The organism is Mycobacterium sp. SA01, from assembly GCF_041287105.1.
Classification (GTDB): domain Bacteria; phylum Actinomycetota; class Actinomycetes; order Mycobacteriales; family Mycobacteriaceae; genus Mycobacterium.
Genome location: NZ_JBGGNO010000017.1, coordinates 208,018 through 221,284, shown reverse-complemented (window position 1 = coordinate 221,284; position 13,267 = coordinate 208,018). Strand labels below are relative to the sequence as shown.

The following is a 13,267-nucleotide window of genomic DNA, read 5'->3' as shown; positions in this document are numbered from 1 at the left end:
ATGAGTACACCGGATTTCGTGCCCCGCCCGCAGCTGGCGGAGGATGTCGCGCGCTTTGTCCGGACCCGGATCTTCAACGGCACCTATCCCGCAGGTGAGTACATCCGGCTGGACCAGTTGGCCGCCGAGCTCGGCATCAGCGTCACGCCGGTGCGGGAAGCCCTGTTCGAGCTGCGCGGGGAAGGTCTGCTGGATCAGCTGCCGCGGCGCGGCTTCGTCGTGCTGCCGTTCACCGACCGGGACATCACCGATGTCTCGAACCTGCAGGCGTACGTCGGCGGTGAACTGGCCGCGCGGGCCGCGGTGAACATCACCGGCGACGAGCTTGCGGTGCTGTCGTCGATTCACGACGAGCTGGTCGCCGCCTACACCGCCGACGATATCCGCGCCGTTCGGCTCAACCATGAATTCCATCGCGCCATCAACGTCGCGGCGCAGTCTCCCAAGCTCGCGCAGTTGATGTCTCAGATCACCCGGTACGCACCGGAATCGGTGTTCCCCACCATCGATGGCTGGCCTGCCAAATCGGTCGCCGACCACGAGCGCATCCTCGCCGCGCTCAAGGCTCACGACCAGGAGCAGGCCCGCGCCGCGATGTCGGACCACCTGGCGGCGGGTGCCGGACCGCTGATCGAGCACCTCGTCAAACAGGGTGTGGCGCAGCGGTTTCAGACTACCGAGTAGCCCGCCGCGAGGGTGCCCCGTCCGGTGAGGGCGCACAGCAGCTCCTGGCTGTCGCCACGGCGCTGAGCGACGGCGACCGAGAGGGCAAGGATGCTGTCGGCGACGTGGGGCGGGAGGGCTTCGGGCGCACCGATGGCGCGAGCCAGATCGATGCTGTGCAGACCGAGTTCGAAGATCCGCGTCGGCAGATAGTCCGACAGCCGCATACCTCCGGCGATGGTCTGGATGACCCGATCCTCGCTGTTCAGCACAGCGGCCGCGCGATCCTGCTGTTCGCGCAGGACATCCAGTGGACGCTCACCCAGCGCCAGGCCGGCCTGCACGGCGCGCGCATCGATCTGCGAGGAGTCGGTGAGCAGAGGGGCGATCGCGAGGTAGTACTCGGCGGAGTCGGCGATGTCCAGCCGCTCCGCCGGTCGGGCCGAGTAGTCGACGACGGTGGTGAACGATCGGCCGATGTGGCCGACGAGCGTGCGTACCGACCACGTCCCGAGCGCGGGCGAATCCCATTGGTCGGGCCCGATCTGCTCGGCCATCCACACGGCGTGGGCACCCGCCCGGCGAAACGTTTCGATATGCGCCTGCAGCGTCATGGACCTAGAAGTTACCCCTGCCCGCTCAGCACCTCACGCAGGCGGCGCACATCGATCTTGCCGCTGGACATCAGCGGCAGCTGGTCGGGAGTCAGTGCGACGACGCGTCGCGGGATCTTGTACGCCGACAATTCGGCCTTGAGGCTGTGTCGCAGCGCGCCGGCGTCAAACGTGCCGGCATCCGGGGTGACCACCGCCGCGACGACGATCTGGCCGCGTCCCGGATCGGGGATGCCGATCACGTGGGCGGCCAGTCCGCCGGTCACGCGGGTGATCGCTTTCTCCACCTCGCCGGGAAACACGTTGGCACCGGCTGTTTTGATCATCGATCCTCGCCTACCGAGGAAGTAGAAGAACCCATCGGCGTCGGTGCGCACCAGATCGCCGGTGTGAAACCATCCGTCGGCGTCGAAGCACTCGTCGCGGCTGCGCTTGTAATAGCCCTGCATCACGTACCGGCCGCGAATCCACAGCTCGCCGTCGACGATCGTGGTTTCGAATCCGGGCGCGGGTTTACCGTACGACCCGCGGCGGTGTTCGGGCTGGTCGGTCTCGTCTGCGCTGAGCAACAACACACCGCCGGCTTCGGTCAGGCCCAGCATGTTGTGCCTCAGTTCCGGATCACGGGGCCGGACATCAGGAGCCATGATCGGATAGAGGTTGCCGCGCCGCATCGACGACAGATCGCGCCGCGCAAAGCTCTCATGACGCGCCAGATGCGCGATGCCGGAAACGAATCCGTTGGTGATCGTGGGCCGCACGTCCTCGAGCAGATCGAGGACGGCGCCGGCATCGGTGGCGTTGGAACACACCAGCGTCGCACCCGCGACCATCGTCGCCAGCAGACCGAAGCCGAAGCCGCCGATCCAGAAGAACGGTGAGTTGCAGAACAGGATGTCCTGCGCGGTCAGACCGCGAATCTCGTTGAGGTTGCGCTGATGTCCGAGCAGCGCCGCGTGGGTGTGCACCACACCCTTCGCGGCTCCGGTGGATCCCGACGTGTAGACGATGACGAGCGGGTCGCGGCCGCCGACGTCTCCGTCGACGGCTGTCGGCTCAGCCACGGCGGCGATGTCGTTGTCGAACACGACATGGCGCAGTCGCGGCGCGGTCACGTCCCGGAGCCGCGCAGAATAGTCGTGGCCGCGGAAAGAGCGTGCCGTGAGCAGGATCTCGGTGTCGCTGTGGACCAGCTGGGTTTCCAGTTCGGCGCCGGTCGAGAAGGTGGAGAACGGCACGACGACGGAACCGATGCGCGCTGCGGCGAGCATCGCGACCACGAACTGAGCGCCGTTGGGATACAGCACTCCGACGTGAGTGCCTCGGCCCGCGCCCAGTGCGATCAGTCCGTGGGCCAGCCGGGCGGAGCGTTCCTCGGCCTCGCGGTAGGTGAGCCGCTCGGCATCGCACACCAGCAGCGGATGGTGACCGCGGGCGGCGGCCTGGTGGCGCAGCAGCCGTCCGACGGTGTCAGCGGTCACGGCCGGTGAAGTGTTGCCGAACCGCACTCAGGTCCGCTTTACCCGACGGTGTACGTGGGATCGCGTCGACTATCGAGATCGCCGAGGGGATTTCATAGGGCGCCAGCCGGGTCCGCAGGTACTCGACCAGCTCCGCATCGGTGACCGACTCGCCGCGGCGCAGCTCGACCATCGCGACCGGTGTCTCACCGAGGCGTTTGTCGGGCCGGCCCACCACCGACGCGCCGAGCACGCCGGGGTGGGTCTCCAGCGCCGCGCGGACATCGTCGGGCAGCACTTTGAAGCCGCCTCGGATGATGGCCTGATCGGCCCGGCCCAGGATCCACAGGAACCCGTCGGAGTCGATGCGTGCCAGGTCGGTGGTGCGCAGCCACGGGGCGTCGCGCCCGAGTTGACCGGGCTTCACCTCCAACAGTCCCACCTGGCCCGCGGCCAGGGGCACCCCGTCGTCGGACACCACCCGCAGCTCGGCACCCAAGGTGGCGCGGCCTACGCTGCCGCGCTTGGACTCCCAGTACTTCCGGTGATCGGCCAACGTCCAGCCGGCCACGCCGCCACCGAATTCGGTTGCCGCATAGGAGGTCAGCACCGGGATGCCGAACTTGTCGAAGAAGGCGTCGGCGTCCTCGGCCGACAACGGCGCCGTCCCGGACGTGACGGCGCGGACCCCGGCAAGGTCATCGGGACCGAGGTCGGACTGCAGCACCATCCGCAGCGCCGCGGGCACCAGCGACACCGCTTTGGGGGAGTAGCGGCGCACCGCGGCTGACCAGGAGCCCAGTTCGAAGCGGGGCAGGAGAACGAACGGTCGTGCCTGGCAGATACATTGCAAAACCCGATACACCCCGCCGATGTGCACCAGCGGCGCGTTGACGATCGCGACGCCGCCGGACACCGCCGTCGGTGCGGGCGCCGTCGCGAAGTCGGTGCCGATCACCGAGACCGCCAGCATGTCGTAGGTGAGGTCCACCCGTTTGGGCGGTCCGGTGGTGCCACTGGTCAACATTCGGACGGCCACCCGCCCCGGGCCGGCATCGATCGGTGCGCCGGGCCGGATCCGCGGAGCGGTGTCGAGGTCGCCGATCGACACCACGGTGGTGGTATCGGCCGAATGCGCAAGCAAAGTTATGTCCTCGTCGGTGCCGATGATGACCGGCAGGGTCAGCGCGGCGACGTCCGCCCTGATCCGCTCGTCGCCGCGGGACGGGTTGATGACGACGACGCAGCCGCCGGCAGCCAGCACCCCCAGCAGTGCGGCCACGTGAGCGGGGCTGTTGCGCAGCAGGATTCCCACGTCGGTGCCGGGTTGCACGACGGAGGTGATGTGACCGCTCGCGTCCGCGAGCTGCCGCCAGGTGTACCAGTGGCCGTCGTATTCGATCGCGTGAGCCTCGGGGGCCAGCCGCAGAACGTCGTTGATCCGGCGGCTCAGCGCGCTCATCACCGCGGTCTGTTCTTCGCGCAAGCGCTCATCACCGCACCTTCGGAACGATGCGGGTCTTCTCCTGCTCGGCCAGCTCGGCCTGACCCAGCGGGTTGCCCAGCCGGGTGTAGATCAGGTTCTGCTCCATGGCCGCGCGATACGGCTTGTCCAGTGACTCCCAGATCGCCTTGACCGTCCCCTGGGTGGCCGACGGTGGCTTGGCGGCGATGGTGGCGGCGATCTCGTGGGCCCGCGACCAGAGATCGTCGGGCTCGACGACCTCGGACACCAGACCGATGCGCAGTGCGGTATCAGCGCTGACCCGTTCGTCATTGCCCATCAGTGCGATTCGCAGCGACTCGCCGAGCCCGATCTTGCGCATCAGGCCGATCGGTTCGAGCGCACAGACCAGCCCGGCGCTGACATGGGAGTCGAAGAACGTGGCGTCGGAGGAGCAGATCACCACGTCGGACTCGTTGACGAAGTAGAACGCCCCCGCCGTGCACATGCCGTGCACCGCACACACGACGGGCTTCCACATCTTCTGCCACTTCGGGCTGAGCAGCTCACCCGGGTCCTCGTGGTTCCACACATTCTGCGGCTGGCCGTACGGGGTCTTGATGTCCAAGCCCGCACTGAAGGCCCGTTCGCCGGCGGCGCGCAGCACCACCGCGTGGATGGCGTTGTCGTTCTTCACGATTCGCCATGCGGCGGCAACTTCTTCACACATGGTGCGGTTGAACGCGTTGAGCTGATCAGGTCGGTTCAGGGTGATGGTGGCGACGTGATCGATCCGGTCGAAGTCGAGCAGGATGGTCTCGAACGCGGCGGTCATCGGCAGTGCCATTCGGGTGCGCGCTTCTCGACGAAGGCCCGGGGTCCTTCGAGCGAGTCTTCGGTGTGCAGGTTGCGCTCCCGGAAGGCCTCGGCGAGCATCTCGGCTTCGTGCATCGGGATCTCCCGTCCCTTGATGATCGCCAAGCGGGTGCCGCGAACCGCCAGCGGCGCATTGCGGGTCACGATCTCCGCGATTTCGTGGGCCCGCTCGAGGAGCCGGTCATGTTCGACGATCTCGGTGATCAGTCCGAGCTCATAGGCACGGGCAGCATCCATGCGCTCATGCTTACCCATCATCGCCATCCGCAACGCCACCGTCCGCGGCAACACCCGGGCCAGCCGTACCATCTCGCGGCCCGCCACCAAACCGATCGACACGTGCGGGTCGAAAAACGTCGCCTGGTCCGAGGCGATCACGATGTCGCCGGTGGTCACCCAGTCCAGGCCTGCGCCACAACAGATTCCGTTGATCGCCACGATCACCGGCTTGGCCATCCGCCGGAACGGCGGGGTGCCTTCCTGTGGCGCCTCCCACTGGTCGTAGGTGGACAGGTAGGGCCGCTCGTCGATCACCTTGCCGTCTTCGGGAATCTCCTTGACGTCGGCTCCGGTGCAGAACGCGCGCCCCGTGCCGGTGACGATCGACAACCAGATGTTGTCGTCGTTCTCCGCCCGGTCGTAGGCGCTGCGCAGTTCGGTGATCATGTGCGGGCTCAGCGCGTTGAGCGCCTCCGGCCGGTTCAACGTAATCGTTGCCGTGTGGCCGGTGACCTCGAAGCCGATGGTGGCGTACGACTGTGCCGACATCAGTGGTTCCTCATCTCTCATCGCCCGGTGAAGCCGGGTGTGCGTTTCTCCCGGAATGCCGCCAGGCCCTCTTTGAAGTCTGATGTCCGGCAGGACAGTTCGAGGTTGAACAACTCCTGGGTCATGGCCTGGTTCAGGGTGGCGTGCTGGCTGTGGTTGATGGCCTGCTTGGCCAGGCCGATCGCGACCGTGGGACCGGACGCCAGCCGGTCCAGCAGGGCGGCCACGGTGGCCTCGAGGTCGGAATCCGCGACGCTGCGGTGGATCAGGCCCCACTGCGCGGCGGTCGCAGCCTCGATCTTCTCGCCGAGCAGCAGCATCTCCTTGGCGCGAGCGACACCCACCAGTCGGGGCAACAGCCACGTCGCGCCGGAGTCCGGGCTGAAGCCGCGGGCCACGAACGGTTCCCAGAACACCGCGCCGGCGGCGGCCACCGTGAAGTCGGCCGCCAGCGCCAGGCTGCAGCCCATGCCCGCGGCCCAGCCGCGGACCGTGCACACGACCGGCAGGTGCAGCGTGTGAATGAGTTCGATGGCGCGGTGCGCGGTGTGCGGGACGCGGCGGACCAGATCGCCGGTGCGGGGGCGCTGCCCCCCACTGTTGGAGCCGACCCAGTCCACACCGGCGCAGAAGTCCGACCCGGCTCCGCTCAGATGCACCGCGCGCAACTCGTCGTCACTGGACGCGGCGACCAGTGCGTTGTTCAGGGAGTCGATCATGCTGGGGCTCAGGGAATTACGCCGACCGGGTCGGTCGAGCAGGATGTGCAGCACCGAACCATCACGTGATGTCGTCACTACACCGTCGGCCGATCGGGCCTCGTCACCCACCGAAAACTCCGCCCTTCGCGACTTTACGGATAGCCCAACAGTAGTGCTATCTTGTACAAGATAGCAAGGATAGTGTGGCGAGGGGAGTCGATGGCAGCCGTTCCGCGTATCCGCCAGCCCCGCGTCGCCGACATCGTCGCGTCGCGGCTGCGTGACGACATTCTCTCCGGCCGACTGCGGGAAGGTGATGTCCTGCCGTCCCAGGAAAGCCTGTTCACCGAGTTCGGCGTCAGCCCACCCGCTTTGCGCGAGGCGATTCACATCCTCGAGGTCGACGGTCTGGTGTCGGTGCGGCGCGGCAACATGGGCGGTGCCGTGGTGCATCTGCCGTCGGCTGACCGCACCGCCCACATGATCAGCATGGTGCTGCAGTCACGCTCGTCCACCCCGGCCGATGTCAGCGGGGCGCTGATGCATCTGGAGCCGATCTGTGCGGGGATGTGTGCGGCCCGAGAAGACCGCATGAGCGAAGTCGTGCCGTATCTGCAGGACGAAATCGACCGTCAGGAAGAGCAGTTCGATGACAGCTCGCAGTACGTTCCCAATGCCCGTCGATTTCACGAGGCTCTGGTGTCCCGATGCGGCAACGAGCCGATGATTCTGTTGATCGGCTCGCTCGAGCTGATCTGGTCGGCTCACGAGTCCTCGGTATGGAGCGATGAACCGGACCCGATGCGGCACAAGACCATGCGAGCTGCGCTCAGCGACCATCAGAACATGCTAGCCGCGATCCGTGACGGCAACGCCGAGCGGGCGGTCCGGCTTGCCCAGGATCATCTGGCCGCCGCTCGCCGCAACACCCTGGCCTTCGGTCGGGACAGAACCATTGAGGCCAAGCTCATTTCGAATCCGGACCCCAGGTGAGGAACCGACCATGACCGACGACAACCGTGTGCTGTTCGAGGTGGACCGCGAGAAGCGCATTGCGACCATCACGCTGAACAACCCCGCCCAGCGCAACTCCTACGACGCGGCGATGCGCGAAACCGTCGGCCGCTACCTGGATGTCGTCGCTGAGGACGACGACATCACAGTCGTGCTGTTGCGCGGCGCCGAAGGTGTGTTCTCCACGGGCGCGAACATGAACAATGCCTACGGCTGGTACGGCGATAAGTCGGAGGAGCAGACTTCCTCCTCCGGGCGCCGCCCCAGTCAACGCCGCCGACTCACGGTGGACCGCAAGTCATTCGGCTTCTACCACAACCTCATGGGCTTTCCGAAGGTGACGATCGGTGAGATCAGCGGCTACGCACTCGGCGGTGGTTTCGAGATGGCGTTGATGACCGACATCTCGGTCATCGCCCGTGACACCAAGATCGGGATGCCGGCCACCCGCTTCCTCGGGCCTGCGCTCGGCAGCCTGCACATGTTCTTTCATCGGCTCGGTCCGGTGCTGGCCCGACGGCTGTTGCTGACCGGTGACACGATCACCGCCGGCGACGTCGAGCACCTCGGCGTCTTCACCGAGACGTGCGACGCCGGGTCGGTGACGGCGCGGGCCCGGTACTGGGCCGAGAAGGCGGCCAAGATGCCTGCCGACGGTGTGGTCATCGCCAAGGAAGCCTTCCGGCTGGTCGAGCAGAGCCAGGCCTACCAGGGGGAGGAAGTGGCCAGCTATCTGTTCCACGCATACGGCACCAACCTGCAGTTCGCGCCTGGGGAGTTCAACTTCGTCAAGACCCGGGCGCAGGTCGGCACCAAAGAGGCGTTCCGGCTGCGTGACCAACACTTCCACGTGCCTGAGCCAAAGTGACGTGTACCACTTACCGCTGGCAATACACATTCTGCTACTTTTGTAACGTCTCAACGTCGAAGCGAGGTCGTCATGCCTGAACCAGTCATCGTCGGTGCCGTCCGGACCGCGATCGGTCGTTCCTTCAAGGGGACGCTGGTCAACACCCCGCCCGAAGTGCTTCTGGGCGCCGTGCTGCCCGAGGTGGTTCGCCGCGCAGGCGTCGACCCGAACGCCATCGATGACATCATCATCGCCGAATCGCATTACGGCGGCGGCGATCTCGCCCGTTACTGCGCTCTGGTCGCGGGCTTCGAGAACGTACCGGGCCAGGCCGTCAACCGGCACTGCGCGGGGAGCCTGACCGCCATCGGCAACGCCTCGGCACAGATCGGCTCCGGCATGGAGAAGGTACTCGTCGCCGGTGGTGTGCAGTCGCTGTCGATGACGCCGCTGATGAACCAGCGCATCCCCGGCCCGGAACTGAAGTTCGAGGAGCGCTGGCTGCCCCCGATCCATGTCGAGACCCCGGATGCCCCGGCCCGCGACATGTCGATCACGGTCGGCTGGAACACCGCGCAGTCCTACGGCATCAGCCGCCAGCAGCTCGACGAATGGGCCGCGCGCAGCCACCAGCGTGCTGTCGCCGCCCAGGATGCCGGCAAGTTCGCCGACGAGATCATCCCGCTGAAGGTGGAGCAGTTCGACGGCTCGGTCACCGAGTTCGCCGTCGACGAGCACCCGCGCCGTGACACCACCGTCGAGAAGCTGGCCGGCCTGAAGGTGCTGCACCCGGAGATCGAGGGCTTCTCGATCACCGCAGGCAACAGCAGCGGCACCAACGACGCGGCTGCCGCCGTCACCCTGACCGACCGCGACTACGCGAGTTCCAACGGGCTCGAGGTCATGGCCACGGTCAAGGCGTGGGGAGCTGCCGGCGTGCCCGCTCGCGACACCGGCCTCGGCGCGGTCGCGGCGATCGGCAAGGTGCTCGACCGGGCCGGCCTCACGCCGTCTGATGTGGCGCTGTGGGAGATCAACGAGGCCTTCGCCTCGGTCCCGATCGCGGCCTGCAAGGAGTACGGCATCGACGAGGAACTGGTGAACTTCTCCGGCAGCGGTTGCAGCCTCGGCCACCCGATCGCGGCGTCCGGCGCCCGGATGATCACCACGCTGATCTATGAGCTGCGCCGTCGCGGCGGCGGCATCGGCGTCGCGGCGATGTGCGCGGGCGGCGGTCAGGGCGGCGCGGTCGTCATCGAGGTCTGATACCCCTAGCGTCACACCAGAGTCACGCTCGGCGCCGACGGTGACTCTGGGGTCACGCTCGGCGGACGGCTAGCCCTTTCGCCGAGACTTCGGCGGTGCGGATTTCGAGCCCGCCTCGATGAGCGCGGCCGCGTGGTCGAGGATGCACTCGAGGCCGAACTCGAAGTTACGCTCGTCGGCGCCGCCGATCCGGTGCCCCTCGGCGCTGACTCGGGCCAGCAGCGGGGTGCTCTCGGCGGTGCCGATGATCGCGTCCTCGAGCTGGTGGGCATCCTCGCCGGCAGCCCGGTTCTTCTCGTAAAGTCGGTGCAGCACAACCGAACCGCGAACATGCACCGACACCGCGGAGTAGGTGTCGAACGCGTCTTCCGCGGATAGGCCGGCCTCGACCAGACTCGTGATCGCCTTTTCGACCTCTTGCTCGCCGGCCCGTACCGCGCGGGGACTCAGCGCCGAGCGGATCAGGATCAGATCGCACAGGATCGGGTTGCCCATGAACGTCTTTCGCATCGCCCGTGCATGGTTGGCCAGTGTCTCGCGCCAGTCGGCGGCCTCCACGTACGGCGTGGCGAACACGTACTGGCCCAGTGCGCGGTCGGTCATCGCGTTGAGCAGGTCGTCCTTCTTGCGGAAGTACCAATAGATACTGGTGACTCCGACGCCGAGGTGCTTGCCCAGCAGGGGCATGCTCAGGTTGTCGATCGACACCTGCTCGGCGAGTTCGAAGGCGCCCGCGATGATGTCGTCGGGATTGATCGACCCACGCTCGCGCCGGGGCCGCTTGGCGGCGGTCGCTGGCTTGGCCACTGCAGGTCCACCCTTCCGTTCGAGAATCAGCGGGTGGAAACCTTACCCCGAAAGTGGTGTGTGAAGCCTCGTCCCCGCTCCGGATCCGTCGGTCTCTTCCCGTTACTGTAAAGCCTATAGTAGGTTTTACCGATACCAGCGAACCAATATGGAGGAGCCGCCGGTGTCGGACGCAGTTCTGCGGGAACGCCAAGGTCGGATACTGGTCATCACGATCAACCGCCCCGAGGCCCGCAATGCGGTGAATCTCGCTGTGAGCCAAGGACTTGCCGACGCGGTCGACGAGCTCGACAGCGACCCCGACCTGACCGTCGGGGTGGTCACCGGCGCGGGCGGCAACTTCTGCTCCGGGATGGACCTCAAGGCATTCGCGGCCGGCGAGGCCGTGGCCATCCCCGGTCGGGGGATCGGCTTCACCGAGCGTCCGCCGCGCAAGCCGTTGATCGCCGCGGTCGAGGGCTACGCGGTGGCCGGCGGGACCGAGGTGGTCCTGGGCACCGACCTGGTGGTCGCGTCCACGACGGCCAGGTTCGGTATCCCCGAGGTCAAACGTGGTCTGGTGGCGGCCGGCGGCGGACTGCTGCGGCTGCCGCACCGCATCCCGTATCAGAAGGCGTTCGAGCTGGCGCTGACCGGCGAGACGTTCACCGCCGAGCAGGGCGAGGCATGGGGCTTCGTCAACGTCCTCACCGAACCGGGCGAGGCGCTGGCCGGGGCTCTCGAGCTGGCTGGGAAGATCAGCGCCAACGGGCCGCTGGCCGTCGCCGCGACCAAGGATGTGCTGCTGCAATCCGCCGACTGGAGCCAGGCGGAGATGTGGAAGAAGCAGATGGAACTGATCATTCCGGTGTTCTCCTCCAACGACGCCCGCGAAGGTGCGGTCGCGTTCGCCGAGAAGCGGGCGCCGAATTGGACCGGGACGTAAAGCCGGCGGGCCGTGGATCTCGGGCTCGCTGACGCCACCGCCGTCGTGGTCGGTGGCGGCCGCGGAATGGGTTTGGCTGCCGCACGGTGTCTGGCCGACGACGGTGCGCGGATCGCGCTGATCGGCCGCACCGCGGCGGTCCTCGACACGGCAGCCCACGAGCTGAGCGCGCGGGGCAGCCCGGATGCGCTGGCAGTGGTGGCCGACACCGGCGACGATGCACAGGTTCAGCGCGCGTTCGATCACATCGGTGAGCGCTGGGGCGGACAGCTCAACATTCTGATCAACGCGGTAGGGCCAAGTGTGCAAGGCACTTTCGACGATCTGACCGACGCGCAGTGGCGCACTGCGATCGACGAGGGCGCGATGGGCATGGTGCGCTGTGTGCGTGCCGCGCTGCCGCTGCTGCGGGCCGCGGACTGGGCGCGCATCGTCAACTTCGCCGCCCAGTCGACGCAGCGGCAAAGCGCGCGACTGGCGGCCTACACCGCGGCCAAGGCAATGGTCACCAGCGTCTCCAAGAATTTGTCGCTGCATCTTGCCCGCGACGAGATCCTGGTCAACGTCGTCTCGCCGGGCAGCATCGCGTCCGAGGCGCTCACCGGCTGGGCCGGATCCGTCGGCGTCGACGGCTCCGACCCCTATGCGCTGATGGCCGCCATCGAGGAGCATTTCGGCCATCCGGCCCATCTGCCGCGGGCTGGGCTGCCTGACGAGATCGGGCCCGTGGTCGCCTTTTTGGCGTCGAGACGCAATTCGTACATGACCGGGGCCAACGTCAACGTCGATGGCGGAAGCGATTTCACCTGAGGAGCAGTGATGGCCAGAGCGCTGGAGGCCCGGGACTGGGCACGCACAGAGCTGCGCGGGATCGGCAACAGTCTGTACACCCCGTTCTCCGGAAGCGACGGTGACGACATCGACTGGGACGCCTACCGGACACTGGTGCGCTACTGCGTCGGTGAGCTGCGGCACCCGATGCTGTGGTGCACCAGCGGTATCGCCGAATTCTGGTCGCTGACCCTCGACGAGCGAAAGCGGTTGCTGGAGATCGCCATCGAGGAGGGCCGCCGGGTCAACCCCGGCGTCGTCATCCAAGCCTGCACCGCGGCGACGGCTGCCAAGGACTGTCTGGAGCTCACTCGGCATGCCCAGGAAGCCGGTGCAGACATCGTCTACATCCAGACGCCGATGATGGAGACCCACGGGGGAGCGGGCGTTCTACGGTTCTTCAGATACATCGCCGATCGCACCGATATCGCACTGGGAATGTTCAACTCGCCGTCGTCGGGCTATGTGCTGACGCCGGCGGAGGGGGCGCGCATCTACGCCGAGATTCCCGCGGTGTGCGCGACGAAGGAAGGCGCGTTCCGCCCGGGCAGCAGCCGGCTGTTGCACGAGCTGGCACCGGGTCTGGTGATCTGGGAATGCGATCTGACCGTCTACCGCGCGGGCTGGTTGCGGGCAGGCATCGTCGGTCCCGCGCAGCTGGGCACCGCGGGCTATCTGCACGAGACCCCGCAGCGGCCGATCATCTCCGAATTCTGGGAGCTGGTGTGGGCCGACAAACTCGTCGAGGCGATGGACTACGCCGAGAAGTCCGGGCTCGACCAGTTCGGCATCGACATGGGCAACTGGTTCACCTGTTACCCGGGCCGTCCCGACTACTTCACGCACTGGGGAAGTGCCTTCAAGTACGCCGCCTCGCTGCTCGGATTGCCGATCGGCGACTATCCCCATTCGCGCCCGCCGCAGACCGAATTGCCCGAGGCTGGAAAGGCTCAGATCGAGCAGGCCTACCAGCGGCTCGGTCTGCTCGAACACTGATTGCGGAAGGTGATACCGATAGGTGTACAGTATGGACGTATTCGCATGTTGG

The 13,267-nt window shown here is 66.9% G+C and carries 14 protein-coding genes; 7 read left to right on the top strand and 7 right to left on the bottom strand.

Annotated features, from left to right (window positions below; translation table 11 throughout):
- Window positions 1-684: a GntR family transcriptional regulator gene (locus AB4879_RS11170; RefSeq protein ID WP_370507642.1), complete on the top strand. Its 684-nt coding sequence runs from the start codon at window positions 1-3 to the stop codon at window positions 682-684.
- On the opposite strand, the gene AB4879_RS11165 is transcribed toward AB4879_RS11170, so the two are convergent.
- The 6 genes from AB4879_RS11165 to AB4879_RS11140 are packed head-to-tail and all read right to left on the bottom strand — an operon-like array spanning window position 669 to window position 6,655.
- A complete protein-coding gene (locus tag AB4879_RS11165; protein ID WP_370507641.1) occupies window positions 669-1,277 on the bottom strand; it encodes a maleylpyruvate isomerase N-terminal domain-containing protein in 609 nt (202 codons plus the stop codon). The two genes, AB4879_RS11170 and AB4879_RS11165, sit on opposite strands and share 16 nt — an antisense overlap.
- An 11-nt stretch (window positions 1,278-1,288) precedes the next feature.
- Window positions 1,289-2,758 (bottom strand): class I adenylate-forming enzyme family protein, encoded by a 1,470-nt coding sequence (locus tag AB4879_RS11160; protein WP_370507640.1) that lies wholly within the window; start codon window positions 2,756-2,758, stop codon window positions 1,289-1,291.
- A complete protein-coding gene (locus AB4879_RS11155) occupies window positions 2,748-4,199 on the bottom strand; it encodes a class I adenylate-forming enzyme family protein (RefSeq protein ID WP_370507884.1) in 1,452 nt (483 codons plus the stop codon). The genes AB4879_RS11160 and AB4879_RS11155 overlap by 11 nt, the downstream gene beginning before the upstream one ends.
- Before the next feature lie 31 nt (window positions 4,200-4,230).
- On the bottom strand, window positions 4,231-5,028 hold the full coding sequence (locus AB4879_RS11150; protein ID WP_370507639.1) for an enoyl-CoA hydratase/isomerase family protein: 798 nt from the start codon (window positions 5,026-5,028) through the stop codon (window positions 4,231-4,233).
- Window positions 5,013-5,825 carry an enoyl-CoA hydratase/isomerase family protein gene (locus AB4879_RS11145; RefSeq protein ID WP_370507638.1) on the bottom strand — a complete coding sequence of 271 codons (813 nt, stop codon included), beginning with the start codon at window positions 5,823-5,825 and terminating at the stop codon, window positions 5,013-5,015. Before AB4879_RS11145 ends, AB4879_RS11150 begins: the two co-directional genes overlap by 16 nt.
- A 17-nt stretch (window positions 5,826-5,842) precedes the next feature.
- Window positions 5,843-6,655 (bottom strand): enoyl-CoA hydratase/isomerase family protein, encoded by an 813-nt coding sequence (locus tag AB4879_RS11140; RefSeq protein WP_370507637.1) that lies wholly within the window; start codon window positions 6,653-6,655, stop codon window positions 5,843-5,845.
- 90 nt (window positions 6,656-6,745) lie between these two features.
- Between AB4879_RS11140 and AB4879_RS11135 the strand changes: the two genes are divergently transcribed.
- From AB4879_RS11135 to AB4879_RS11125, 3 genes are all read left to right on the top strand, one after another.
- Window positions 6,746-7,519 carry a FadR/GntR family transcriptional regulator gene (locus AB4879_RS11135; RefSeq protein WP_370507636.1) on the top strand — a complete coding sequence of 258 codons (774 nt, stop codon included), beginning with the start codon at window positions 6,746-6,748 and terminating at the stop codon, window positions 7,517-7,519.
- 10 nt (window positions 7,520-7,529) lie between these two features.
- Window positions 7,530-8,408, top strand: a complete 879-nt coding sequence (locus AB4879_RS11130) for an enoyl-CoA hydratase/isomerase family protein (protein WP_370507635.1) — start codon at window positions 7,530-7,532, stop codon at window positions 8,406-8,408.
- 72 nt (window positions 8,409-8,480) lie between these two features.
- Complete coding sequence (locus AB4879_RS11125) at window positions 8,481-9,656, top strand: thiolase family protein (RefSeq protein WP_370507634.1); 1,176 nt, start codon at window positions 8,481-8,483, stop codon at window positions 9,654-9,656.
- A gap of 69 nt (window positions 9,657-9,725) precedes the next feature.
- Here the strand turns inward: AB4879_RS11125 and AB4879_RS11120 are convergent, their stop codons facing one another.
- Complete coding sequence (locus AB4879_RS11120; protein ID WP_370507633.1) at window positions 9,726-10,463, bottom strand: TetR/AcrR family transcriptional regulator; 738 nt, start codon at window positions 10,461-10,463, stop codon at window positions 9,726-9,728.
- A 163-nt stretch (window positions 10,464-10,626) separates the two neighbouring features.
- Between AB4879_RS11120 and AB4879_RS11115 the strand changes: the two genes are divergently transcribed.
- Genes AB4879_RS11115 through AB4879_RS11105 form a run of 3 tightly spaced genes read left to right on the top strand, consistent with a single transcriptional unit; the run spans window position 10,627 to window position 13,215 of the window.
- A complete protein-coding gene (locus AB4879_RS11115) occupies window positions 10,627-11,388 on the top strand; it encodes a crotonase/enoyl-CoA hydratase family protein (protein ID WP_370507632.1) in 762 nt (253 codons plus the stop codon).
- A 12-nt stretch (window positions 11,389-11,400) separates the two neighbouring features.
- Window positions 11,401-12,198, top strand: coding sequence for an SDR family NAD(P)-dependent oxidoreductase (locus AB4879_RS11110; RefSeq protein ID WP_370507631.1), 798 nt, complete (start codon window positions 11,401-11,403; stop codon window positions 12,196-12,198).
- A gap of 9 nt (window positions 12,199-12,207) precedes the next feature.
- Window positions 12,208-13,215, top strand: coding sequence for a dihydrodipicolinate synthase family protein (locus AB4879_RS11105; RefSeq protein ID WP_370507630.1), 1,008 nt, complete (start codon window positions 12,208-12,210; stop codon window positions 13,213-13,215).
- Window positions 13,216-13,267: the final 52 nt, after the last annotated feature.

Coding starts and splice junctions, on each gene's coding strand:
- AB4879_RS11125 (WP_370507634.1), top strand. CDS start 8,481: ATGCCTGAACCAGTCATCGTCGGTGCCGTCCGGACCGCGATCGGTCGT.
- AB4879_RS11130 (WP_370507635.1), top strand. CDS start 7,530: ATGACCGACGACAACCGTGTGCTGTTCGAGGTGGACCGCGAGAAGCGC.
- AB4879_RS11150 (WP_370507639.1), bottom strand. CDS start 5,028: ATGGCACTGCCGATGACCGCCGCGTTCGAGACCATCCTGCTCGACTTC.
- AB4879_RS11145 (WP_370507638.1), bottom strand. CDS start 5,825: ATGTCGGCACAGTCGTACGCCACCATCGGCTTCGAGGTCACCGGCCAC.
- AB4879_RS11155 (WP_370507884.1), bottom strand. CDS start 4,199: ATGAGCGCGCTGAGCCGCCGGATCAACGACGTTCTGCGGCTGGCCCCC.
- AB4879_RS11105 (WP_370507630.1), top strand. CDS start 12,208: ATGGCCAGAGCGCTGGAGGCCCGGGACTGGGCACGCACAGAGCTGCGC.
- AB4879_RS11165 (WP_370507641.1), bottom strand. CDS start 1,277: ATGACGCTGCAGGCGCATATCGAAACGTTTCGCCGGGCGGGTGCCCAC.
- AB4879_RS11135 (WP_370507636.1), top strand. CDS start 6,746: ATGGCAGCCGTTCCGCGTATCCGCCAGCCCCGCGTCGCCGACATCGTC.
- AB4879_RS11170 (WP_370507642.1), top strand. CDS start 1: ATGAGTACACCGGATTTCGTGCCCCGCCCGCAGCTGGCGGAGGATGTC.